Genomic DNA, 24,488 nt, shown 5'->3' on the forward strand with positions numbered 1-24,488 from the left:
GGAAATCCTGTACGGTGGCGGTGGCTGGATAAGGGGCACAGGGCGGTCGCGTCAGCCCCGGTGCTGCAAACACGCAACACTGAATGATGCCATACCGATTGCAATGGCTGGGATGGACACACGCTGGCTATGATCGCCGCCGCGGTGCGTGGTGCACCGCTCACCGGTGTTCCGAAATGTCCTCCGCCTGCCAGTCCTGCGGCGCCTGCTGCGCCAGTTTTCGCGTTTCGTTCTACTGGGGCGAAACCGACGCCTGTCCGGGCGGGACGGTACCCGCGGATCTGACGACGCCGATCAATCCATGGCGCGTGGCGATGCGCGGCACCGAGGTCGCGCCGGTGAAGTGCATCGCCTTGCTGGGCGAGGTCGGTGTCTCGGTCGGCTGCAGCATCTACTCGCAGCGCTCCAGCACCTGCCACGAGTTCAGCGAGGGCGACGAGCGCTGTAACGATGCCCGCGCGCGCCACGGCCTGCCGGCGTTGCAGGCGGCAATCAGCGTGTCATAGCAACGTCACCTCGGGCTCGTAGGCTGCCGCTCCTTGACCGATCACGACAAGAGAGCAGCAAGGTGAGGAAGATCGTAGCAACCGCGTTTGCCGGCGCACTGCTGGCCAACCTGAGCGCCTGCGGGGGCGGCAGCGACAATGCCGGCCCGACACCTGCGCCGGTACCGACCCCGGCCCCCACGCCCGCACCGACCCCGGTTCCGACACCGACACCGGTGCCGCAAACCTGGTACACGACCAAGACGCCGTATTCGCCGAAGCAGGATACGGCGAGCTACGAGGTGCCGCCGGCCGGCTTCAGCCCGGTGTACACCGAACTCGTCGCCCGACACGGCTCCCGCGGGCTGTCCAGCCTGAAGTACGACGCGGCGATGTACGCGATCTGGCAGAAGGCTGCCGCCGACGGCGCGCTGACCGAACTGGGCCAGAAGCTGGGCCCGGACCTGATGCGGCTGATGAAGGCCAATGCCTTGCTCGGCTACGGCGTTGCCGGGATTTCGACGCCGGGCTACGGCAACCTGACCGCGGTCGGCATTGCCGAACACCAGCAGCTGGCGGCACGCTTGCTCAAGCGGCTGCCGGCGTACTTCGATGACGTGGCCAGGGCGGCCGGCAGTGGCGCGGCACGACAGATCGTCGTGCAATCGTCCGGCGTCGACCGGGCCGTCGACAGCGCCAGTTTCTTCAGCCAGTCGCTGACGGGCAATGCGCCGGCACTCAAGCCGGTCACCGTTGCGGCCGACGCGCTGACCGCTTATCCCGCCAACGCACCAGTGGCGCAGGCCGCAGGCGTGAACCGTTTCCTGCTGTACTTCCACAAGCTCGTCGCCAAGACCGATCTGGTCAGTGACCCGGCCAGTCCGTACTACCAGACCTATCAGGACAGCCTGGCGTTCCAGGCCTACGCCGCCGATGCCGATCTGAGCGCCAAGCTGGCCGGTTTCAATGCTGACCCGGCGCTGAAGACTGCGGCACGTACGGTGCTCGAGCGCCTGTTCACCAAGACGTTCGTCGACAGGATCGACAACGGTACCTACAGCTTTGCCAACAGCGGTAGCTTCAGCTTCACGAGCGACGACGGCAAGTTCACCAACACGCTGACCGGTGACGGCAAGACGACGGTGAAGGGCATCGTTGATGTGGTGTCGATGCTGTACAACGTCTACGTGATCACGCCGGCCTTCAAGGGCACGCTCGATCTCGATTTCGGTGCCTACCTGCCGGATGCACAGGCCCGGACGTTTGCATACCTGCAGGATGCGCAGGACTTTTACGCGATGGGGCCGGGCATGACCGAAGCCGGTACCGCCACGTTCAGGATGGCGACCGCGCTGCGCGAGGATTTCTTCAACGAAGTCGACGCCATCGCCAAGGGGCAGCTCGGCCGGGCGGCCAAACTGCGCTTCACGCATGCCGAAATCATCATCCCGTTCGCGTCCAGCCTCGGGCTGGCCAACGTCTACGTACCGGTGCCCAAGGCGCAGACCTACAGCTACGACAACAACCCGTGGCGTGGCGAACTGGTATCGCCGATGGCGGCCAATGTGCAGTGGGATGTCTATCGCGACGCTGGCGGCAGGCTGCTGGTGAAGATGCTCTACAACGAGCGCGAGACGGCCTTCAAGGCGGACTGCGAAGGGGCCCGCTTCAAGGCCGGCAGCAACTTCTACGACTACGGCAAGCTGAAGGCCTGCTACGGCCACGTGGCAAGCTGAGTCGGTCCGGCGGTCTGCTCGGCAGGCCCGGGTGCTCAGTCCAGCCCGAGCACGCCGCGCAGATCGCGCATGTCGATCACCTGATTGCCGGACGCGGGGGCCTGCATCAGCCGCACGCAGGCCTCGGCGATTCGCGGGCTGGTCAGCGGCGTGGCCGAGCGCGGCAGCATGTAGGCGAATTGCGCCAGATAGGCTGCATGAAACCGCGCCAGCCAGCCCTGTCCGGTCGGTGGCGTCCTGAACACGGTCGGGTGGACATGCGCGACACGCTCGAACGGCAGCAGCGCCAGCTGGCGGCCGGTTTCGCCGGCGGCCAGCGGCAGGTGGCGACTCATCTGTGCACTCGGCGCCATCGCCTCGATCAGGCAGAACTGGCGCGCACCGGCGCGCGCGGCAGCCTGCGCGATCGGGACGATGTCTTCGTGGCGTACGGCGTGCAGGCCGGCATCCCGCTGGTTTGCCAGACCGTGCTCGCCGACGTGGCAGTACACGTCATCGATCTGCGGCAGGCGGATGGCCGCCAGTCCGGCGTGATCGAGCGGCTCGCCGGTCAGCTGGATTTCGTCGCAGCGCGACGTGCTGCTGAGCAGCGGTTTGCTCGTCAGCACCCAGACGTGACGGTACTCGACCAGCAAGCGGTTCAGCAGCGCTTCGCCAAGCCGGTTGACCGCACCGGCGATCAGCGCGGTACGGCGTCCGTCCTGCTGCGGTGCGACGTCCTGCAACGCACCGCGCAGGTCCAGATGCGGTTTCGTCACCGGCTTCATCGGCGGGTGATCTCGTCCCACGTCTTGTTCAGCCGCTTCAGCGATACCGGGTACGGCGTTTTCAGCTCCTGCGCGAACAGCGAGATGCGCAGCTCCTCGATCATCCAGCGGAACGGCGCCAGCGGTGCGGTATCGCGGCCTTCGCGTTGCCATTTGTCGATTTCGCTTTCCCAGCGCTGCCACAGCTCGGTGATCTCGGCGTTGCGCTGGCCGTCACGCTGCGGGTTTGCGACGCGCTTCTCCAGCCGGACGCGGATGGCCTTCAGGTACAGCGGCAACCGCGGCAACTGCTCCCACGGCGTTGCGGCGAGGAAGCCCTGATACACCAGCGTGCCGAGCTGCTGGTTCAGCGCGTGGGCGAGGTTGCCGGACTTGTTCGCGGCCATCACCACCGGCACGTATTCGGCGACCACCGCCGCCAGTGTGCGGACCACCGCATCGCGCACGCTCGGCAGTCGCACCTTGGCGCGGGATTTCTGGTTGTCGAATTCCTTCTTGCTGCGCGGTGCGTCGTCATCACCGACGAAGGCGCGGTCGCAGATCGCCGCGACGATGTCGGCCATCAGCTGGTCGGCGTTCTGCGTGCTGCGCAGCGCGATTGCATGCTGCTGGAAGTTCGGCACCGATTTTTCGAGCTGCTTCACGTGCTCCTTGAGCTCGAAACGCAGCAACTGCACCACGCCTTGCCGGTGCGCTGCGGCTGCGGCATGGGCGGTGTCGAACAGCCGGATTGCGCAGGCCTCCTCGTCGGGGACCAGCGCCGGATAGCCGGTCAGCTTGCGACCGTGGCGCTTGAAGGTGATCTGCTCGGGCAGGTCGCCGAAGTCCCACTTCACGATGCCGGATTTTTCGATGCCGGCATCGTCGGCTTCGTCGCGGAACGTCAGCTGCGCGGCTTCGCCGAGCTGGGCGCGGATCGCGATCAGGTCGCGGCCTGCTGCCAGCTCCTGACCCGCGTCGTCGACGACGCGGAAGTTCATCAAGAGGTGCGGCGGCAGCACGCTGGCGTCGAAATCCTCGGCGGTGACGGTCAGGCCGGTGCCGCGCGTGACGGCGTGCGCCAGCTGCGGTAGCAGCGGTGCTTCACGGTCGGCCTTGTCGAGCTCGGTCAGCATCTTCGTCGCAAACTCGGGTACCGGCACACAGACGCGGCGGATCGTTTTCGGCAGCGACTTGACCAGCAGCGTGACCTTTTCGCGCAGCATGCCCGGGACCAGCCAGTCGAACACGGCGTGGTTGACGCGGTTGAGCTGGTGCAGCGGCAAGGTCAGCGTCACGCCGTCGAGCGCATGGCCGAGCTCGAAGCGGTAGGCCAGTGGCAGCCTGGCTTCCGCGAGTTTGAAGAACACCGGGAACTGCTCCTCGGTCACCGCGTCGGCGGTGTGGCTCATCAGGAACTCGCGGCTCAGGTACAAAAGCTGCGGCTGTTCGCGCTCGGCTTTCTTCAGCCAGGCCTCGAAGCTGGCGCCGTTGACGACATCGGCCGGCACGCGCTCGTCGAAGAAGGCGTACAGCGCGTTTTCGTCGACCAGTACGTCCTGACGGCGTGCCTTGTGTTCAAGCTCCTCGATTTCGAGCAGCAGCTCGAGGTTGTGGTCGAAGAACTTCGCCTTGGTCTGATAGTTGAAGCGGACCAGTGCCTCGCGGATGAAGATCTCGCGCGCCTCGACCGGGTTGATCCGGCCGTAGTGGACGCGGCGACGGTTGACGATGGGCAGGCCGTACAGCGTGACACGCTCGCTGGCGATCACCTGCGCACCGTTCTTCTCCCAGTGCGGATCGAAGTACTGCTTCTTGGTCAGGTGCGTCGCGAGCTTCTCGATCCATTCCGGTTCGATTGCCGCAACGCCGCGCGCGTACAGCTTGGTGGTCTCGACCAGTTCGCCGGCGACGATCCATTTCGGCCGCGCCTTTTTCAGCCCCGAACCCGGAAAGATGTTGAACTTGATGTCGCGTGCGCCGAGGTATTCGTCGCGGTCCGGTTGCTTGAAGCCGAGGTTGCCCAGCAGGCCGGTCAGCAGCGCCTTGTGGATCTGCTCGAACGTGCCGGCAGCCTCGTTGGTGCGCCAGCCGAGGTCGTCGACGATGTCGGCGAGCTGCCGGTGCAGATCACGCCATTCGCGCAGACGGATGTGCGACAGGAAATGGGTATGGCACACCTCGACGAGCTGGCGGTTCGAGGTTTTTTCGGCGACGGCCTTTTCGAAGAAGGCCCACAGGTTCAGGTAGGTGAGGAAGTCGGACTTCTCGTCGACAAATTTAGCCTGCGCGCGGTCGGCGGCATCGCGGGCGTCGAACGGCCGGTCGCGCGGGTCCTGCACCGACAGGCCCGAGGCGATGATCAGCACTTCCTTCAGGCAGGCCTGTTCGTGGCCGGCGAGCAGCATGCGCGCCAGCCGCGGGTCGACCGGCAAGCGCGCGAGCTGCTTGCCGACCGGGGTCAGCTCATCGAAGTCATCGACGGCGCCGAGCTCGTGCAGCTGCTGGTAGCCATCGGCGACCAGCCGCCCTGATGGCGCTTCGAGAAAGGGAAAGGCATCGACCTTGCCGAGCCTGAGCGCAGCCATCCGCAGAATCACGCCTGCAAGGCTGGAGCGGACGATTTCCGGATCGGTAAACGGCGAGCGCAGATTGAAATCTTCTTCCGAGTACAGCCGGACGCAAATGCCCGAGGACACGCGGCCGCAACGGCCGGCGCGCTGCCGCGCCGACGCCTGCGAGATCTTTTCGACCAGCAGCTGCTCGACCTTGGCACGCGGGCTGTAGCGGTTGATCCGCGCGTGGCCGGAGTCGATCACGTAGCGGATGCCCGGCACGGTCAGCGAGGTTTCGGCAACGTTGGTCGCCAGTACCACGCGGCGGCCGTTGCCTGGGCGGAAAATGCGCTGCTGGTCTTCATTCGACAGCCGCGCGAACAGCGGAATTACTTCGGCATTGCGCAACTTGGCCTTGCGGAAGGCCTCGGCGGTTTCGCGGATTTCGCGCTCGCCGGGCAGGAAGACCAGGACGTCGCCGGCACCGTCGGTGCGCCACAGCTGCTCGACTTCGGCGACGATGGCTTCTTCCATTTCGATTTCGGCGTCGTCCTCGTCGCGGCTCTCCAGCGGGGCGTAGCGGACTTCGACCGGATAGGTGCGGCCCGAAACTTCGAGCACCGGAGCGCCGTCGAAATGCGTCGAGAACCGTTCGGCGTCGATCGTGGCCGACGTGACGATGACCTTGAGGTCGGGCCGGCGCGGCAGCAGCTGTTTCAGGTAGCCGAGCAGGAAGTCGATGTTGAGGCTGCGTTCGTGCGCCTCGTCGACGATGATCGTGTCGTAGGCGGCGAGATCTCGGTCGGACAGCGTTTCGGCCAGCAGGATGCCGTCGGTCATCAGTTTGATGTAGCTGTCGCCGCTCGATTTCTCGGTAAAGCGGACCTTGAAGCCGACAATGCTGCCCAGTTCGGACTGCAGCTCCTGCGCAATCCGGCTGGCGACCGAGCGCGCGGCGAGCCGGCGCGGCTGGGTGTGGCCGATCAGGCCGTTCACGCCGCGACCGAGTTCAAGGCAGATTTTCGGCAGCTGCGTCGTCTTGCCCGAGCCGGTTTCGCCGCAGAGGATGACGACCTGGTTTGCTGCAATCGCATCGCGGATCTCGTCGCGGCGCTGGTTGACCGGCAGCGATTCGTCGAACGTCGGCACCGGCAGATTCTGGCGGCGGCGCTCGGTCTTGCCGGCGGCGTGTTCCAGTTCCTGCTGCAATTGCGCTTCGAGCCGATCGGCTGGCTTGCCGGCGGCGCGTCGGGCTTCGAGCGTGGCGAGTTTTTTCGCCAGCGGGGCGTGTTCGCGCGCCGGAACCCGGCTAAGGAGATCGGAAAGGGGGGCGGAAGCGGTCATTGCGGCGCGGCGTCGTTGGCGTAACCGCGCATTTTATCACGCGGCAACCACAGGCCCGTGATGCGGCGAGGCTGCTATTCGGCCGACTTCAGCACGATCACGGTCCTGGCATTGCTGCTGATCGTCCTGGCGTCGCTGACGAGTGCGCCTTCGCTGGTCACCGGCGTGAAGTGGCAACGACGCTGCGTTTCACCGGCTTCGGGCAGCAGCGAGGTGCCGGCGATCAGGTCGATCGGGCGGCCGAGCAGGGCAACCGGCGGCGTGTTCAGCAGCTCGCACGCGCGCAGGTTCGCGAACTCGATCTGGCCGTCGCACACGAGCAGGAAGGCGCAGGGCAGGGCATCGGCAATATCGCTGCCGAGCGGGTCGGTGACGGCCAGAGCGTCTTCTGCGGCTTTTACATGACTGATGTCGATGGCCATCGACAGGATGTAGACATCGCCGTCACGGACCAGCGGCTGCTTGGTGATGTCGAACCAGTGGGTCCGGCCGCTGGGCAGGGTCCAGTGATCGACGACGCGGATCGTCTGGCCGTGCTCGAGCACTTCCTCGTCCCCGGTCGAGAACGGTAGGGCGTCGTCGTCGGTACCCATGTGCGACTGCACCAGCAGATCGTGACCGAGCGTGGTCTGCGTGGCGCGGTTGACCAGCAGGAAGCGGCCGTGCCGGTCGCGAACGTAGATCAGGTTGGGGCTGACGTCGATGACCTGATTGAGGAAGAGCTGCTGCTGGAACAGGGCCTCCTCGGCGTCCTTGAGTGCGCTGACGTCGCGGATCAGGGCGACGCAGCTTTTTGCGTCCCGCGGCATCATCCGGACTTCGAAGGCTCTGGCGCTGCGGGCGTCGTTGCCAAGCTTGTATTCGAAATGCAGCGGCTTGTTGCTGCTCTGGACGACGATCAGCGATTCAAGGTACTGCCGGGCTATGCGGGTCGGGAACAGTGACGAGATGCGGTTGTTGCCGCCGGCGGGCATCGGGTGCTGGTCGTACTTGAGGGTGTTGAGCGGCATCGCCGAGCGATTGGCGTAGTCGATTTGCCAGACCAGATCGGGCAGGCAGGCGGGCAGGTCGGCGAAATCCTGTGCTGGTGTGGCCGGGGCAGCACGCCGGGTGCCGAACCAGAGCATTGCGGCGCAGGCGGCAATGCCAAGCTGCAACAGCAGCATGCCGGCCGACGACGGCGCGAGTATCGGGCTGAGGGCCAGCAGGACAGCGACGCCGGCGGCTGCGGCGACAAATACGGATGAGGGCAGGGAGCGCATGCGTATCGGGCGCCTGTCCGGGGTCGGGTCAAAGACGCCCTGAGTGTATCGGTCGTGTCGGGGGCTTGACCATCAGGCGTGTCTGCAACGGTGACTGCATTGCAACAGTATGACCCAATGCAAAAAGCCAGCTTTCGCTGGCTTTTTGCTGATATTTTGGCGGAGCGGACGGGACTCGAACCCGCGACCCCCGGCGTGACAGGCCGGTATTCTAACCAACTGAACTACCGCTCCGCAGCGGTCTCGTTATTGCCATTTACCTAGGGTAACTGGTGGGTGATGACGGGGTCGAACCGCCGACATTCTGCGTGTAAGGCAGACGCTCTACCAACTGAGCTAATCACCCGTCGTCAAACGAGGAGCGCATTTAAGCATGCCGGTTTTTGGGTGTCAACACTATTTTCAAAAAACAGCAGCTGAATGGGTAAATCCAACCGTGGTGGCAGCTGTAATGTGCTTGGCGTATAAAAGCTGAGAAAATTTCACCGTTCTGTAATTTTTGGAAAAGTTACGTGTCGAGAGTGCCCGCACTGAAGCTGCATTGGCCTGCGCCGGGCAGGGTTGTTCCTATCGCTGAAGCGCTGTTGGTGCTGGTCGCGGCCTGGCTGGCTGCGGGGCTGTTCTGGCAGCTGTTCATGCCCAGATCGTCCGGACCTGTTTTGAAGCCGCCGCAGACCGTGCCAGTCGCGCAAAACCTGCTCTGGAATAGTGCGTCGTCCTGGTTTGGCGCAGTCGGGGGGGATGCGACGGCCAGTACGCTGTCGGCCCGGCTGATTGCGGTCATCGCCGGCGGCGACACCAGCAGCGCGGCGGTCTTTACCGGTATCGAGGCCAGTGCGGTCGCTGTACGCGTCGGGGATGCCGTGCAACCCGGGGTCCGGTTGATGCGGGTTGCGCGCGACCGGGTCGAACTGGAGCGCAACGGCCGGCGCGAAACGCTGATGCTCGATGGCCGTGACGCAAGCAGTCCGGCTGTCGTCGTCACGCCAGGCGCCGGCGCTACGGCACCCACGGTCGAGACCCCCGCACAGACGCTGTACCGCGGCCAGATGGCTGCGACAATGCAGGCCGGCAATATCGCCGACTGGGCCAAGGGACTGGCAGCGGCACCGGGCGGCGGCATTCTGATCAACGATCCGGCACAGCAACCGCTGGCCAGATCGCTGCAATTGCAGGCCGGCGACGTCCTCAAGTCGGTGAACGGCCAGAATCTGGCGCAACCGGCCGACATGTCGTTGCTGCTGAGCGCGTTCAGCCAGCAGGCGCAGATCAAGCTTTCCGTATTGCGTGGCGGCGTGCCGACCACGTTGCAGTACCAAATCCAACCTTGAAAGACACCATGAAATCCATGCTTCGCGCGTCCCGCCGCCTTCTGTTGGCCAGCCTGCTGGCCGCTCATGTCCACGCGGCCGACAACAAGGTGACGCTCAACTTCGTCAATGCCGACATCGAGTCGACCGTGAAGGCAGTCGGACTGATTACCGGCAAGAATTTCCTGATCGACCCGCGTGTGAAAGGCACGATCAACATCGTCTCGGCGCAGCCGGTCGACAAGGACTCGGTCTATCCGGTGCTGTTGTCGGCGCTGCGGCAGCAGGGCTTTACCGCGGTCGAGTCGGGCAAGCTGGTCAAGGTGATGCCCGAGGCGGACGCCAAGACCAACAGCGGGCCGACCGAAAGCCGCGAACTGCGCGCTGCCGGCGACCGCATCGTCACCCAGGTCTATCCGCTCAAGTTCGAGTCGGCGAACCAGGTCCTGCCCATCCTTCGGCCGCTGGTCTCTGCGAACAACGCCATTTCGGTCTATGCACCGTCGAACACGCTGGTCATCACCGATTACGCCGACAACATCCGCCGGCTGAACCGCATCATCCAGAGCATCGACCAGCCGGCACAGTCGGACATCTTTCCGGTCCAGCTCAAGTACGCCTCGGCCGTCGACGTGTCGCAGATGCTTTCGCGGCTGATGCCGGAACTCAACGCGCAGGGTGCGATGGCGGGTGCGACGCCGGTCGACGGCGCGCGGCGCAGCAGCGTGGTGCCGGACGTGCGCAGCAATACACTGCTGGTCCGCAGCGAAAACGCCGTGCACGCGCAGCAGATCAGGCGTCTGGTTGAAACGCTCGATCAGCCGGGCGCGGCCGGCGGCAATATCCATGTCGTCTATCTGCGCAATGCCGAGGCCGTGAAGCTGGCCGCAACGCTGAAGGGCGTGCTGACCGGCCAGGACAGCGGCGGTGCAGGCCAGACCGGCAGTACCAGCGCATCCTCGCTGTCGAGCAACAACACCAGCGGCGGCATGTCGCTGCCGCCGACAAGTGCACCGACGACGGCGACCGGCAGCTCGGCGGCCAGCGTGCAGATCGGCGGCGCCACCGTGCTGCTGCAGGCCGACCCGATGACCAACGCGCTGATCATCACCGCGCCGGACAACGTCTACAACAACCTGCGCTCGGTGATCGACAAGCTGGACGTTCGCCGTGCGCAGGTCTACGTCGAGGCGATGATTGCCGAGGTCAATGCGTCCAAGGTCGGCGAGTTCGGCGTGCAGTGGCTGCTCGGCGGCGGTGGCGACAACGTGTCCGGCGTCGGCATCAGTGCGCTGGGCCTGTTGTCGAACGGCCTTGGCAACCTCATCAGCGGCATCGTCAACAAGGACCCGAACGCGATCCCGGGCGGTCTGACTGTCGGTGTCGTCAACGGCAATCCGTTCAAGGAAGGCGGCAAGACCCCGACGCTGGGCATTCTGGCCAGTGCGCTGCAGAACACCGGTGACGCCAACATCCTGTCGACGCCGAACCTGATTACGCTCGACAACGAGGAGGCACGGATCATGGTCGGCCAGAACATCCCGATCATCACCGGTACGCAGTCGTCGACGGGCAGCAATCCGAACCCGTTCACCACGGTCGAGCGCAAGGACATCGGTATTGCGTTGCGAGTGAAACCGCAGGTGTCCGAGGGCGGGAGCATCACGTTGTCGGTGTATCAGGAGGTGTCGAGTATCGACAATACCGTCAACACCAATGGCGCCGGTATTGCCACCAAGAAGCGTGCACTGGAATCAAAGGTGCTGGTCGATGACGGTCAGGTCGTCGTGCTTGGCGGGCTGATTCAGGACCAGCTCGACAACTCGGTCAACAAGGTGCCGGGTCTCGGTGACGTGCCGGGTCTGGGCAACCTGTTCAAATACCAGAGCCGCAACTGGGGCAAGGTCAACCTGATGATCTTCCTGCGCCCGGTGATCCTGCGCGATGGCGCGGCCAGCGATACGCTGTCGACCGACCGTTACCAGTATCTGCGCAACGAACAGGCGAAGTTCGGCTTCGACAGCCATCCCTTCCTGCCTGATCTTCCGAAGGTCGTGCTGCCCGAGTTGCCTGCGCCGGCGCCGGTCAAGGCCGAACCGTCGGCGAAATCCGAACAGGGAACTGCCCAGCCATGAGCCGGCTGGTGCCGTTCCATTTCGCCCGTGACCGGGGCGTCGTCGATGTCTCCGGCGATGATGCCAGCGTGCAAGTGCTGATGCGTCGCGGTGCCTCGCTGGCCGCGCTGAACGAACTGCGTCGCGCAGCGGGTCGACCGCTTGACGTTGAACTGGTCGATGCCGGCGAGTACGAACAGCGTTTGTCGCAGTTGTTCAGTCACGGCAGTCAGGCCGCGAGTGTGGCCGACGATGTCGAGCAGCAGGTCGACCTCTCCAGACTGGTGCAGGCTCTGCCGGAGATCGAGGATCTGCTCGATACGCAGGACGACGCGCCGATCATCCGCTTGATCAATGCGCTGCTGACCGAGGCGCTGCGGGAAGGTGCATCCGACCTGCATCTCGAAGCCTTCGAAACGCGCTCGCTGGTGCGGTTCCGCGTCGACGGCACGCTGCGCGACGTCCTCGAACCCAAGCGCGCGTTGCATGCAGCCCTGGTGTCGCGGATCAAGGTCATGGCCGGGCTCGACATCGCCGAGAAGCGTTTGCCGCAGGACGGCCGGATCACGCTGCGCATCGCCGGTCGACCGGTCGACGTACGGGTGTCGACGCTGCCGTCCGGCCACGGCGAGCGTGCAGTGCTGCGCCTGCTCGACAAGTCGGCAGGGCGCTTGAACCTCGAAAAACTCGGCATGGACGGGCAGGTGCTGGTGCAACTGAAGGCGCTGCTCACGCAGCCGCACGGCATTGTCCTCGTGACCGGCCCGACCGGCTCGGGCAAAACGACGACGCTGTACGCGGCGCTGTCGGGCATGGATGCCAAAACCGCCAACATCATGACCGTCGAGGATCCGATCGAGTACGACCTTGATGGTGTTGGTCAGACGCAGATCAATCCGAAGATCGACATGAGTTTTGCCAGGGCCCTGCGCGCCATCCTGCGGCAGGATCCGGACGTGATCATGATCGGCGAAATCCGTGATCTCGAGACTGCACAGATTGCAGTGCAGGCCTCGCTGACCGGGCATCTGGTGCTGGCGACCCTGCATACCAACGATGCGGCCAGCGCAGTCACCCGGCTGATCGACATGGGCATCGAGCCTTTTCTGCTCGCCAGCTCGTTGCTGGGTGTGCTTGCACAACGGCTGGCGCGAACATTGTGTCCGGACTGCCGCATTGCCTATGCTGCAGACGATGCCGAACGCATCGCGATGGGCATTGACGATGCGGTGACGCTGTATCGGCCGGTCGGATGCCCGGTCTGCAAGTACACCGGTTATCGTGGCCGCTCCGGCATCTACGAGTTGCTTACGGTGGACGAGACGCTGCGCGGGATGATCCACAATCGGGATACCGAACTGGCGATCCGGCAGCACGCAATGCATGGCGGCATGCTGACGCTGCGTCAGGATGGCGAACGGCGGGCCCGGTCGGGCCAGACGAGTCTCGAGGAAGTCTGGCGCGTAACGCGGGAAAGTTGAGCGCAGGGGCGTGTCCGGCGTTGTGCACGAGCAGCCGATGCACTGAAAGAGTGGGTTGAAACACCACCGGGTTCGAGGAGGACAGCATGCAGCACGGATTACCGGCGCCCGACGCACGCGGCGCACTACGCGTTCCGCTGGACTGCAAGGTCCGGCTGCGGGGCACCGACGGTCGTTCCTACTATGGCGTGTGCGCCGACCTGTCGGTCACCGGCCTCACGGTACGGACGATGTTCGTGCCGCAGGAGGACGAACTGCTTGATGTCTGCGTGTTGCCGCCGCCACAGGGCGGGCGTACGCAACCGCTGTCGGCCCGGGCGCGTGTGGTGCGCTGCCACGCGATCGATGAAGAACTGTTCGAGCTGGGGCTGGCGATCGAGGAAATCCTCGGGTGAGGTCGGGGTGGTGGCTGGTTTTGTGCTGGCCGCTGGTTGCCCTGGCTCAGCCCGATCCGATCCGGGCCGACGTGGTCCGGCACGGCGACATCGTGATGCTCAGCGTCGAGTTCACCGTTGCGGTACCGCAGGCGCTGGCGTGGGAGGTGATGGTCGATTTCGACCACATGCCCGCGTTTCTGCCGCAGCTCGACGAAAGCCGGGCCGTGGCCAGGTCGACCAATCATCTTGAGGTTCACCAGCGCGGGCATTACACCGTCGCCGGCTTGCCTTTCTCGTACGAGTCGGTCCGAGATGTCAGCTTGCAGCCCATCACCGAAATCCGTGCCCGCACGCTCGAGGGCAATGCTGGCCGGATGGAAAGTATTTGCGATCTGCAGCAGCGTGGCGAGCAGACCGTAGTAAAATACCGCGCCGACTGGACGCCCGGCTCGGTCTGGCAGTCCGCCATCGGTACCGGTTTTCTCAAACAGCAACTGGTTCGCCAGTTCGACGCGATGCAGCAGGAAATGCTGCGCCGCAAAGCACACTCCATTACGCCGGCTTCGGCGCCCTAAGTCACCATGCGTCTCCTTACGCTCAAAATCGATGTCGACACCTATCGCGGCACCCGCGAAGGCATTCCCAGACTTGTAGATCTGCTGCAGCGCTTCAATGCCAACGCGACCTTCCTGTGGAGCCTCGGTCCTGACCATACCGGCCGGGCCATCAAACGGGTATTCCGCCCGGGGTTCATGAAAAAGGTGTCACGTACCTCGGTGCGCGAACACTACGGCATCAAGACCCTGCTTTACGGCACGCTGCTGCCGGGGCCGGATATCGGCAAGCGCTGCGCGCCGCTGATGCGCGAGGTGGTCGCTGCCGGCTTCGAGAGTGGTGTGCATACCTGGGATCACATCCGCTGGCAGGACGGCGTTGCCGAGGCCGATGAAGCATGGACGGCCGCCGAACTGAATGCGTCGATCGAGCGTTATGTCGAGATTTTCGGCGAGCCGCCGCAAACCCACGGTGCTGCGGGCTGGCAGATGAACGCCCATGCTTACCGGCTCGAGCAGCGGCTGGGCATGCGCTACGCTTCCGACGGTCGCGGAACCCATCCGTTCTGGCCCATGGTCCGTGGCGAGCCGGTGCGCGTGCCGCAGTTGCCGACGACGTTGCCGACGCTGGACGAGCTGATCGGCATCGACGGGCTGACACCGGACAACGTGCATGAGCATCTGTTGCGGCTGACGGAAGCCGAAATGCGTTTCGGTCACGTCTATACCTTGCATGCCGAGCTGGAGGGCATGAAGCTTCTGCCGGTGTTCGAGCGGCTGCTCGCAGGCTGGCAGGAACAGGGTTATCAGTTCGTCAGTCTGGGCGAGCATTGCGCGGCGCTGGACCTGAGCCAGCTGCCGTATCACGAAGTGCAGATGGCCGAGATTCCCGGTCGCAGCGGTGTGCTTGCCGTACAGGGACCGCAGTTCCTGTAACCGGACCCGGAAAACAACAACGCCGGCATTGCCGGCGTTGTTGTTTCTGCAGAATGAACTGCTTCGGTGCCCGATCGGGCGAGGGGCTACTTGCTGGCCTTGACGATGTTCATCGCGGTGGCGACGACACCGGCGACATCGCCGACATTGCCCGGCAGCAGCATGGTGTTGCCTTCCTTGGCGATCTTGCCGAACGCGTCGATGTAGCGTTCGGCCACCTTGAGGTTGACCGCCTCGATTCCGCCGCCGGTTTCGATCGATTTGCCGACGGTTTCTACTGCTTCGGCGGTTGCGTGCGCGACCAGGCGGATCGCCTGCGCTTCACCGGTGGCACGGTTGATTGCGGCCTGCTTTTCGCCTTCGGACTGGTTGATCGCCGCCTGCATATCGCCCTGCGACTTCTGGATCGCTGCTTCGCGCTGACCGCTGGCAAGGTTGATCTGCTGCTGCTTCACACCTTCGGACTGCGCAATCAGTGCGCGCTTTTCCCGCTCGGCGGTGATCTGTTTCTGCATCGAGTGGAGGATTTCCTGCGGCGGCGTCAGATCCTTGATCTCGTAGCGCAGCACCTTGACGCCCCAGTTCGACGCGGCTTCATCGAGCGACAGCACCACGGCACGGTTGATGTCTTCGCGCTCCTCGAAGGTTTTGTCGAGTTCAAGCTTGCCGATCACCGAGCGCAGCGTCGTCTGCGCCAGCTGGGTGATGGCAAGCACGTAATCGCTGGCGCCGTACGATGCCAGCTTCGGGTCGCGGACTTGAAAATACAGAATGCCGTCGACCTGCAGCTGGGTGTTGTCGCGGGTGATACAGATCTGGCTCGGTACGTCGAGCGGAATTTCCTTCAGGTTGTGCTTGTACGCAACGCGATCAATGAAGGGGACAACAATGCGCAGGCCCGGTTCTAGGACGTCGTGAAAGCGCCCGAGGCGTTCGCGCACCCATGCCTGTTGCTGGGGGACGATCTTCAGCGTTTTGGAGATGAAAATGACGACGATGACCGCAAACGCGACGACAAACTGCAGCGACATGGATGACTCCATCAGGATTGGGGGGGCGTGGCATCGAGCAGTAGGGTGTTGCCCCGCTGCCCGACAATATAGAACTGGGTCAGGGTCTGATCGGCCGGCAGAGCAAACTCGGCATCCCAGTCGGCGCCGCGATAGCGGACACGAGCGTGCCGGGCGTCGAGCCAGTGCTCGACCGTGACCTTGTGACCCAGGTCGAGTGCATTGCTTTCGTCATGTTTGGGCTGAATCCGGCGCTTCCAGCGCCGCAGCCCGGCAACGGCAATCAGGCTGGCGACGGTTGCGACGGCAATTTGCAAGGCCAGCGGGGCCGACAGCGCGCCCGCGATTGCACCGGCCAGCATGCCTGCAGCAATGGCCAATAGGTAGAAAGTGCCGCTGAGCATTTCCAGTCCAACCAGTACTGCCGCGGCGATGAGCCAAATGGTAGTGGGAGTCATGATCAAGTCAGATTCCAAAAAGCTCGGCAAGTTCCCGATCATGCCGCATCTGCGGGGCAAAGCATAGCGCTCCGCCTGCCGCAGAAATGAAAACGGCGACCCGAGGGCCGCCGTTTTCATTAGCCGCCGATGCGGGCCAGGCCGCCCATGTAGGGGCGCAACACCGCCGGTACGGTAATGCTGCCGTCGGCATTCTGGTAGTTCTCAAGTACCGCGACCAGTGTACGTCCGACCGCAAGGCCGGAACCGTTCAGCGTATGAACAAGTTCATTCTTGCCGGCGTCGTTCTTGAAGCGGGCTTGCATCCGGCGGGCCTGGAACGACTCGCAGTTCGAGCAGCTCGAGATTTCGCGATAGGTGTTTTGCGCCGGCAGCCAGACTTCGAGGTCATAGGTCTTGGCGGCCGAGAAGCCCATATCGCCGGTGCACAGCGACACGACGCGGTAGGGCAGCTCGAGCTTTTGCAGAATGGCTTCTGCATGGCCGACCATCTGCTCCAGCGCGGCGTACGATTGCTCCGGCGCGGTGATCTGCACCATCTCGACCTTGTCGAACTGGTGCTGGCGGATCAGTCCGCGGGTGTCGCGACCGGCAGCACCGGCTTCGGAGCGGAAACACGGCGAGTGCGCGGTCAGCTTGACCGGCAGTTCGTCGGCCTTGAGGATGGTGTCGCGGACGGTATTGGTCAGCGAGATTTCCGAGGTCGAAATCAGGTACTGCGTCTGGCCGTCGGTGCCGCCGCGTTCGACACGGAACATGTCGTCGGCAAACTTTGGCAATTGGCCGGTGCCGTAGAGGACTTCCGGGTTGACGATGTAGGGCGTGTACGCCTCGGTGTAACCGTGCTCTTCGGTCTGGGTGTTGAGCATGAACTGCGCGAGTGCGCGGTGCAGCCGGGCAATCTGGCCACGCAGCAGCGTGAAGCGCGAGCCCGACAGTTTGGCACCTGTTTCGAAATCCAGGCCGTGCGGCGCACCGACATCGACGTGATCGCGAACGTCGAAATCGAAGCTGCGCGGCGTGCCCCAGCGGCGGACTTCGATATTGCCGCTTTCGTCATCGCCGGCCGGCACCGATTCGTGCGGCAGATTCGGCAGCGTCAGCAGCAGACCGTTGAGCTTGTCCTGCAAAGCCGAAAGGGCCGATTCGTTGGCGGCCAGTTCTCCCTTGAGGTTCTCGACTTCGGCCAAGATCGGTGCAACGTCCTCGCCCTTGGATTTGGCGATACCGATCTGCTTGGACACGCTGTTGCGCTTGGCCTGCAGCTCCTGAGTGGCGGTTTGCAGCGTCTTGCGTTCGGCTTCAAGCGTGGCAAAGGTTGCGCCATCGAAAGCGAAACCACGGGCGGCGAGGCGGGTGACAACGGCTTCGAGGTCGTTGCGGAGCAGATTGATATCGAGCATGGGCTGGATTCTTGTCGTTTATCTATTGATGCGGATGACGCTCATTCTACACGAAGCACCTTAGGACTTTCCGTCGTGCTCGGCCAGCCAGGCTGCGTCCAGTTCGGCAAGATGGCGCAGTTTTTCCGTGATCTTGCCTTCGAGGCCGCGCGGTGTCGGCCGGTAAAAGCGCGTGTCTTCCAGGCCTTCAGGCAAATAGGTTTCGCCGGCGGCGTAGGCTTCCGGCTCGTCGTGCGCATAGCGGTACAGCTTGCCGTAACCAAGCTCTTTCATCAGCTTGGTTGGCGCATTGCGCAGATGCTCGGGTACCGGGCGGGACTTGTCCTGCCCGACCATGGCACGGGCGGCATTGTAGGCGTTGTAGCCGGCGTTGGACTTGGGGGCGATGGCGAGATAGATCACCGCCTGCGCCAGGGCGAGTTCGCCTTCAGGGCTGCCGAGTCGCTCGAACGTTTCGGCCGCATCGTTGCAGAGGGTCATGGCGCGCGGATCGGCGAGGCCAATGTCTTCCCAGGCCATGCGTACGATGCGCCGGGCCAGATAGCGCGGGTCAGCGCCGCCGTCGAGCATCCGGCAGAACCAGTACAGCGCGCCATCGGCATTCGAGCCACGCACCGATTTGTGCAGCGCGGAGATCTGGTCATAAAAAGCGTCGCCGCCCTTGTCGAAGCGGCGGTTGTTCAGTGTCAGCGCATCCTGCAGGAAGGCTGCATCGAGTTGGCGACGGTCTTGCGCGCCGGCCGCATTGGCAGCCTGCTCGACCAGATTGAGCAGACGGCGTGCATCGCCGTCGGCGTAGCCGGTGAGGAGGGTGACGGCGTCGGGCTGGAACTCCAGGTCCGGATAGCACTGCGTGTTCGCCCTGGTGACCAGTTCGGCCAAGGCGTCTTCTTCGAGCGCCTTGAGCACGTAGACCTGCGCGCGCGACAGCAGCGCGGCGTTGACTTCGAACGACGGGTTTTCGGTCGTAGCGCCGATGAAGGTGACAAGGCCGGATTCGACAAAGGGCAGGAAGGCATCCTGCTGGGACTTGTTGAAACGGTGGACCTCGTCGACGAACAGGATGGTCCGATGCCCGCCGGCACGATAGTGCTCGGCCTGCTCCATGGCGGCCCGGATGTCCTTCACGCCGGAAAAGACTGCCGAGAGGGGGATGAACTCGGCCTTGAACGCGCCGGCCATCAGCCGTGCCAGCGTGGTTTTTCCGACGCCGGGCGGCCCCCAGAAGATCATCGAATGCGGTTGCCCCGACGCCACGGCGAGCGCCAGCGGCTTGCCTGCTGCGAGCAAATGCCGCTGGCCGATGACATCGTCGAGGACCTTGGGGCGCAACCGTTCGGCTAGCGGCTCATGCTCGTTGCGGTCGTCGGCGAAGAGGTCATTCTTCGACGACATCGACGTCCTTGGGGGGCGTGAACTGGAACAATGAGGCGGATTGCTTCGGGTTCTGCGTCAGGCCACTGAACGAGACCCGGGTGGTCTGGCCAAAATGGTCCTGCAGCTCCATTGCGACGACTTGCGCACTCTTCAGGCCGAGGCGGATGCTGTCGAAGGTGGATTCCTTGCTCTTCGGCACGGCCTCGACCCAGGAAAGACCGTCGCGGTTGGCGAGGTTCCTGAGCGTGTAGGTCTTGTCGAGCGCATTGTCGCCGGCAAGCAGGGCTGCCGGGCTGCTTTCAAGCGCGGCCGAGAGCTGTTTCGACGTCGCTTGGCGCAGGTCGGGGTCGTAAAGCCAGACGCGCTTGCCGTCCCCCACAATCAGCTGTTCGTAGGGCTTGAGATAGCTCCAGCGGAACTTGCCAGGCCGCTGGATGGCAAAGGTGCCGCTGCTGATTTGCACCGGAGTGCCGGGTTTGCCGGAGACGGTCTGGCTGAACTGCCCCTGTACGCCTGTAGTCGACGACAGGAAGCGCTTCAGGTCGCTTACCCCGTCAGCATGGGCCAGCGATGCTGTTACGAATACCAAGGCGGGAAGCCAGCGGAATGTACTCATTGGTGGCGTTTCCTCGGGCTGAGAAATGAAAAAGCCCCGCCAGGGGCGGGGCTTTGGAGCGGAACCGGAATTACTTGGTTGCCGGAACAACGACTTCCTGCACGCCCTTGACTTCGATCTCGACGCGACGATCCGGAGCCAGGCATTCGATCAGCTGCTTGCGAGCCTTGATCTTGTTGCAAGTATCGCCGGTCACCGGATCAGCCTTACCACGGCCTTCTGCGGTGAACTTGTCAGCCGGAGCACCCTTCGAAACCAGGTAGTCAACAACCGACTGAGCGCGCTTTTGCGACAGTGCGTTGTTGTACTTGTCCGAGCCGATGCGGTCGGTGTAGCCAACCACAACTGCATTGCCTTCCTTCGGATCGAAGTTCACGACGTCTTGGTACAGCTTGTCCAAGGCGTCCTTGCCAGCCGGCTTCAGCGAAGCCTTGTTGAAGTCGAACAGCACGTCAGCTTGCAGGCTGAAGGTCTTGCTCTTCACGACCGGAGCCGGAGCCGGAACCGGAGCCGGAGCCTCAACCTTCGGTTGCGGCTTCACGTAGCCATCGCAGCCTTCCACGGTCGCTTGGTCTTTGCTCCACGTGCCAGTGCGCCAGCATTCGCCGATCGAGTTCTTCACCACGCCTTCGACGTTGGTCGGCGACACGTTGGTGCCGTTGGTGCTGTAAGCGGTGGTAGCGGCGACAGCCGAGCCCATGCTCAGGGCCGAAACGACAGCAAGGGACATCATGGTTTGCTTGAGCGACAGCATAGTTTTTCTCCTGGTAAATTTGGATATGGTGTTTGAACCAACCAAGCTTGTTGTTTCTGGATATACCTGACAATAGCCCTGCGTCAAGGCATTTATTCTTCCAAAACCCCGGCCATTCTAATGTCGGTCAGACAAAGGCTGCAAATGAATTGCACGTGAATTTTTGTTGCCGTTGCAACGAAATTGGAGCGTGCCGAGGGTCATGTTACACTGAGCTGGCGTGGTTTTGCGCGATGCTGAGCAGCATTGGCCATTTCCACACAGTCAAGAAGTTCTCTTTCCTCGCGCTTCAGCGCCCAGCGATTGATCTGGAAGATGTCCGAACAGCCTAGCTTCGCCAAAGAAACGATTCCCGTCAGCCTAGAAGAGGAGATGCGTCGCTCCTACCTTGATTACGCCATGAGCGTCATCGTGGGACGTGCGCTGCCCGATGTGCGTGACGGTCTGAAACCCGTGCACCGGCGCATCCTGTTCGCGATGCATGAAAGCAACAACGTGTGGAATCGCGCGTATGTGAAATGCGCACGCGTCATCGGTGATGTGTTGGGTAAATACCACCCGCATGGCGACTCGGCAGCCTATGAAGCCCTCGTGCGGATGGCCCAGGACTTCTCGTTGCGCTACACGCTCATTGATGGTCAGGGCAACTTCGGTTCGATTGACGGTGACAATGCGGCTGCCTACCGGTACACGGAATGCCGGCTGGAAAAAATTGCCAGTGAACTGCTGGCCGATATCGACAAAGAAACCGTCGATTTCACGCCGAACTACGACGAAAAGGAACTCGAGCCGACAGTCCTGCCGACCCGGATTCCGAACCTGCTGATCAATGGCTCTTCCGGTATTGCCGTTGGTATGGCGACCAATATCCCGCCGCACAATCTGAATGAAGTGGTCGATGCCGCGCTGGCCCTGCTGGCCAATGCTGAGCTGACCGTCGACGAACTGATCGACATCATTCCGGCACCGGACTTCCCGACCGCAGGGATCATCTACGGTGTCCATGGCGTGCGCGAAGGCTACCGCACCGGCCGCGGCCGCGTGGTGATGCGTGCCCGTACGCATTTCGAGGACGTGTCGCGCGACAAGCAGGCGATCATCGTCGACGAGCTGCCGTACCAGGTGAACAAGGCGCGTCTGCTCGAACGCATCGGCGATCTGGTTCGCGAGAAGTCGCTTGAGGGCATCAGCGAAATCCGTGACGAGTCGGACAAATCCGGCATGCGCGTGGTGATCGAACTCAAGCGCGGTGAAGTGCCCGATGTCGTACTGAACAATCTGTACAAGCAAACTCAGCTGCAGGACAGCTTCGGCATCAACATGGTCGCGCTGGTCGATGGCCAGCCGCGTCTGCTGAACCTGAAGCAGGTGCTCGAGTGCTTCCTCAAGCACCGTCGTGAAGTCGTCACCCGCCGCACCGTGTTCGAGTTGCGCAAGGCGCGCGAGCGCGGCCATATCCTCGAAGGCCTTGCGGTGGCCTTGTCGAATGTCGACGAGATCATCGCGCTGATCAAGGCTGCGCCGACGCCGGCTGAAGCCAAGATCGGCCTGATGAGCCGGACTTGGCGTTCGTCGCTGGTCGAGGAGATGCTCGCCCGTGCCGATGCCACCGCGTCGCGCCCGGATGGTCTGGATGTCATCTACGGCCTGGGCGAGGACGGCTATCGCCTGTCCGAAGCGCAGTCGCAGCGCATTCTGGAAATGCAGCTTCAGCGCCTGACCGGTCTGGAGCAGGACAAGATCGTTGCCGAGTACAAGGACATCATGGAGAAGATCCTCGATCTTCTCGACATCCTGGCGCGTCCGGAACGCGTGACGCAGATCATCGCCGACGAAATGAACGAGGTGAAGACGGCCTTTGGCGACGTTCGCAAGTCCGAGATCATCGCCCACGGTGAAGACCTGTGCCTCGAAGACCTGATCACGCCGCAGGACATGGTCGTCACGCTGACGCATGGCGGTTACATGAAGGCGACGCCGACCGACGAATACCGCGCGCAGAAGCGTGGTGGTCGCGGCAAGCAGGCAGCGGCGACCAAGGAAGACGATTTCATCGACCAGCTTTTCGTTGCCAATACGCACGATTACATCCTGTGCTTCAGCTCGCGCGGTCGGGTCTACTGGCTCAAGGTGTACACGCTGCCGCAGGGCGGCCGTACCAGCCGTGGCAAGCCGATCGTCAACCTGCTGCCGCTGGAAGAGGGTGAAAAGATCAATGCGGTATTGCCGATCAAGGAGTTCAGCGAAGACAAGTATGTCTTCATGGCGACCGCTGACGGCACGGTGAAGAAGACCCCGCTGACCGATTTCTCCCGCCCGCGTACCGCCGGGATCATCGCGATCAATCTGGATGAAGGCAATTACCTGATCGGCGTGGCGCTGACGCGTGGTGCCGGTGGACCGGTGCTCGACGATGATGCTGCGCTGGACGACGACGTCGTGATCGACGACGAAAGCGCGGACGAAGACCAGATCGTTGAAGGCGATCAGGTCATGCTGTTCTCCGATGCAGGCAAGTCGGTGCGTTTCAGCCACAGCAAGGTGCGACCGATGGGGCGCAACTCCAGAGGCGTGCGCGGCATGAAGCTGGGCGACGACCAGAAGCTGATTTCGCTGCTGGTTGCGAACTCGGACAGCCAGATGGTGCTGACCGCCAGCGATGGTGGTTACGGCAAGCGGACCCCGGTGGGTGACTTCCGCCTGACTAGCCGCGGTACCCAGGGCGTGATCGCGATGGATCTGACCGAGAAGACGGGCCTCAAGCTGGTGGCGGCAAGTCTGGTCGAAGAATCCGACGATGTGATGCTGATCACGACCGGCGGCGTGCTGATCCGGACCAAGGTGGCGCAGATCCGTGAAACGGGTCGCGCGGCACAGGGCGTCCGGCTGATCAACCTCGACGAAGGCGAACTGCTGTCGGGACTGGAAATCGTCTGCGAAGCCGATTCGGACGACGAGAGCGAGGTCGAGGGCGCACAAGTGGCCGACGACGCACCGGATGTGGATACAGCCGCTGGTGGCGGCGAAACGGAGTCTGGCGATGCCTGATGCAGCGAGAGCGGTACCGGCCTACTTTGCCGAAGTCATGACGTGGTTCGAGGGCTTGCCGCAATGCAGGACCCTTGGTCTCAGACATGTCGCTTCGGAAGCAGGCAAGGTGACGCTCGAGCTGCCTTTCCAGGATGCGTTGATCGGCAACCCGGAAACCCGCGTAGTCCACGGCGGCGCAGTGACGACGCTGATCGACACGGCCAGTGGTACATCGTTGTTCACGCTGCTGCCGGCGCCCGAAGTGATCGCCACGCTCGACCTGCGTATCGATTACCTCCGGCCGGCCAAGCCGGATGCGTCGATTTTCTGTACCGCCGAATGCTACCGGCTGACCGAACATATCGCGTTTACCCGGGCGACGGCGTTTCAGGACGACATCACCAAGCCGGTTGCCTATGCCGTTGCAACGTTCGCGCGCGGCACCAGCCACGGCAAGGAGGGCTGATGTCCCACACCGATATCCGTAACGTGGCCGACCTGAGCGGCCTGCTGGCGAAAATCCCGTATGCGGGGCTGATCGGCGCCGAAGTACGCGACGACAACGGATCGCCGCTGTTCGTGCTGCCTTTTCGCGAGTCCAATATCGGCAACACGCTGTTGCCTGCACTGCATGGTGGCGTGATTGGCGGCTTTCTCGAGAACGCGGCTGTGTTGCACCTGATGTGGGCACACGAAGCGTCGGTGCTGCCGCGGGTCGTCGATTTTTCGCTGGATTACCTGCGCGCGGGTCGGCCACAGGATCTTTATGCCCGCTGCGAAATCGTCCGTCAGGGACGACGGGTGGCCAACGTACTGATGAGCGCTTGGCAGGACGACGAGGCCCGTCCGATCGCCACCGCAAGAGCCCACTTCCTGCTGGCCTGAGCCCGGGAACGATGAATTCACCGGCCTGTACGAGCCGGCCTTACCGAGAGAGCGA

Annotated in this window: 20 protein-coding genes and 2 tRNA genes; 11 read left to right on the forward strand and 11 right to left on the reverse strand. The window is 63.3% G+C overall.

The window, feature by feature from the left end; translation table 11 throughout:
- Positions 1–176 precede the first annotated feature (176 nt).
- Both JMJ54_RS06185 and JMJ54_RS06190 read left to right on the forward strand, forming a co-directional pair.
- Positions 177–506, forward strand: coding sequence for a YkgJ family cysteine cluster protein (locus JMJ54_RS06185; RefSeq protein ID WP_203537078.1), 330 nt, complete (start codon positions 177–179; stop codon positions 504–506).
- 62 nt (positions 507–568) lie between these two features.
- Positions 569–2,221: a histidine-type phosphatase gene (locus JMJ54_RS06190; RefSeq protein WP_203537079.1), complete on the forward strand. Its 1,653-nt coding sequence runs from the start codon at positions 569–571 to the stop codon at positions 2,219–2,221.
- A gap of 35 nt (positions 2,222–2,256) precedes the next feature.
- Here JMJ54_RS06190 and JMJ54_RS06195 read toward each other — a convergent pair whose 3' ends face one another.
- The 5 genes from JMJ54_RS06195 to JMJ54_RS06215 all read right to left on the reverse strand — a co-directional run bounded on the left by JMJ54_RS06195 (position 2,257) and on the right by JMJ54_RS06215 (position 8,474).
- Positions 2,257–2,988 (reverse strand): hypothetical protein, encoded by a 732-nt coding sequence (locus tag JMJ54_RS06195; RefSeq protein ID WP_203537080.1) that lies wholly within the window; start codon positions 2,986–2,988, stop codon positions 2,257–2,259.
- Positions 2,985–6,866 carry an ATP-dependent RNA helicase HrpA gene (gene hrpA, locus JMJ54_RS06200; protein WP_203537081.1) on the reverse strand — a complete coding sequence of 1,294 codons (3,882 nt, stop codon included), beginning with the start codon at positions 6,864–6,866 and terminating at the stop codon, positions 2,985–2,987. The genes JMJ54_RS06195 and hrpA overlap by 4 nt, the downstream gene beginning before the upstream one ends.
- A gap of 74 nt (positions 6,867–6,940) precedes the next feature.
- Positions 6,941–8,128, reverse strand: coding sequence for a PAS domain-containing protein (locus tag JMJ54_RS06205; protein WP_203537082.1), 1,188 nt, complete (start codon positions 8,126–8,128; stop codon positions 6,941–6,943).
- Between the two features lie 157 nt (positions 8,129–8,285).
- A tRNA-Asp gene (locus tag JMJ54_RS06210) sits at positions 8,286–8,362 on the reverse strand.
- Between the two features lie 36 nt (positions 8,363–8,398).
- Positions 8,399–8,474, reverse strand: a tRNA-Val gene (locus JMJ54_RS06215).
- 166 nt (positions 8,475–8,640) lie between these two features.
- On the opposite strand from JMJ54_RS06215, the gene JMJ54_RS06220 reads away from it, so the two are divergent.
- From JMJ54_RS06220 to JMJ54_RS06245, 6 genes are all read left to right on the forward strand, one after another.
- A complete protein-coding gene (locus JMJ54_RS06220) occupies positions 8,641–9,459 on the forward strand; it encodes a type II secretion system protein N (RefSeq protein ID WP_203537083.1) in 819 nt (272 codons plus the stop codon).
- Between the two features lie 8 nt (positions 9,460–9,467).
- Positions 9,468–11,573 carry a type II secretion system secretin GspD gene (gspD, locus tag JMJ54_RS06225; RefSeq protein WP_238999923.1) on the forward strand — a complete coding sequence of 702 codons (2,106 nt, stop codon included), beginning with the start codon at positions 9,468–9,470 and terminating at the stop codon, positions 11,571–11,573.
- Entirely contained in the window at positions 11,570–13,033 is a 1,464-nt protein-coding gene (gspE, locus tag JMJ54_RS06230; RefSeq protein ID WP_203537084.1) for a type II secretion system ATPase GspE, read from the forward strand. Before gspD ends, gspE begins: the two co-directional genes overlap by 4 nt.
- An 86-nt stretch (positions 13,034–13,119) precedes the next feature.
- Entirely contained in the window at positions 13,120–13,428 is a 309-nt protein-coding gene (locus tag JMJ54_RS06235) for a PilZ domain-containing protein (protein ID WP_203537085.1), read from the forward strand.
- On the forward strand, positions 13,425–13,985 hold the full coding sequence (locus JMJ54_RS06240; RefSeq protein WP_203537086.1) for an SRPBCC family protein: 561 nt from the start codon (positions 13,425–13,427) through the stop codon (positions 13,983–13,985). The genes JMJ54_RS06235 and JMJ54_RS06240 overlap by 4 nt, the downstream gene beginning before the upstream one ends.
- Positions 13,986–13,991: 6 nt before the next feature.
- Positions 13,992–14,900 carry a polysaccharide deacetylase family protein gene (locus JMJ54_RS06245; RefSeq protein WP_203537087.1) on the forward strand — a complete coding sequence of 303 codons (909 nt, stop codon included), beginning with the start codon at positions 13,992–13,994 and terminating at the stop codon, positions 14,898–14,900.
- An 86-nt stretch (positions 14,901–14,986) separates the two neighbouring features.
- Here the strand turns inward: JMJ54_RS06245 and JMJ54_RS06250 are convergent, their stop codons facing one another.
- The 6 genes from JMJ54_RS06250 to JMJ54_RS19400 form a co-directional block, all read right to left on the reverse strand.
- A complete protein-coding gene (locus JMJ54_RS06250; protein WP_238999924.1) occupies positions 14,987–15,931 on the reverse strand; it encodes an SPFH domain-containing protein in 945 nt (314 codons plus the stop codon).
- 11 nt (positions 15,932–15,942) lie between these two features.
- Entirely contained in the window at positions 15,943–16,410 is a 468-nt protein-coding gene (locus JMJ54_RS06255) for an NfeD family protein (RefSeq protein WP_203537089.1), read from the reverse strand.
- Positions 16,411–16,487: 77 nt separating this feature from the next.
- On the reverse strand, positions 16,488–17,771 hold the full coding sequence (gene serS, locus JMJ54_RS06260; RefSeq protein WP_203537090.1) for a serine--tRNA ligase: 1,284 nt from the start codon (positions 17,769–17,771) through the stop codon (positions 16,488–16,490).
- A gap of 60 nt (positions 17,772–17,831) precedes the next feature.
- The gene (locus tag JMJ54_RS06265) at positions 17,832–19,166 is read right to left on the reverse strand and encodes a replication-associated recombination protein A (protein ID WP_203537091.1); all 1,335 of its coding nucleotides are present in this window, start codon (positions 19,164–19,166) and stop codon (positions 17,832–17,834) included.
- A complete protein-coding gene (gene lolA, locus JMJ54_RS06270) occupies positions 19,150–19,764 on the reverse strand; it encodes an outer membrane lipoprotein periplasmic chaperone LolA (RefSeq protein ID WP_203537092.1) in 615 nt (204 codons plus the stop codon). Before lolA ends, JMJ54_RS06265 begins: the two co-directional genes overlap by 17 nt.
- Positions 19,765–19,834: 70 nt before the next feature.
- Positions 19,835–20,518, reverse strand: coding sequence for an OmpA family protein (locus JMJ54_RS19400; protein ID WP_203537093.1), 684 nt, complete (start codon positions 20,516–20,518; stop codon positions 19,835–19,837).
- Positions 20,519–20,833: 315 nt separating this feature from the next.
- Between JMJ54_RS19400 and gyrA the strand changes: the two genes are divergently transcribed.
- Genes gyrA through JMJ54_RS06290 form a run of 3 tightly spaced genes read left to right on the forward strand, consistent with a single transcriptional unit; the run spans position 20,834 to position 24,433 of the window.
- Positions 20,834–23,566: a DNA gyrase subunit A gene (gene gyrA, locus JMJ54_RS06280; protein WP_203537094.1), complete on the forward strand. Its 2,733-nt coding sequence runs from the start codon at positions 20,834–20,836 to the stop codon at positions 23,564–23,566.
- Positions 23,559–24,014 carry a PaaI family thioesterase gene (locus tag JMJ54_RS06285; protein WP_203537095.1) on the forward strand — a complete coding sequence of 152 codons (456 nt, stop codon included), beginning with the start codon at positions 23,559–23,561 and terminating at the stop codon, positions 24,012–24,014. Before gyrA ends, JMJ54_RS06285 begins: the two co-directional genes overlap by 8 nt.
- The gene (locus tag JMJ54_RS06290) at positions 24,014–24,433 is read left to right on the forward strand and encodes a PaaI family thioesterase (protein ID WP_203537096.1); all 420 of its coding nucleotides are present in this window, start codon (positions 24,014–24,016) and stop codon (positions 24,431–24,433) included. The genes JMJ54_RS06285 and JMJ54_RS06290 overlap by 1 nt, the downstream gene beginning before the upstream one ends.
- Positions 24,434–24,488 lie beyond the last annotated feature (55 nt).

Source organism: Jeongeupia naejangsanensis (assembly GCF_016865585.1).
In the GTDB taxonomy this organism is placed as follows: domain Bacteria; phylum Pseudomonadota; class Gammaproteobacteria; order Burkholderiales; family Chitinibacteraceae; genus Jeongeupia; species Jeongeupia naejangsanensis.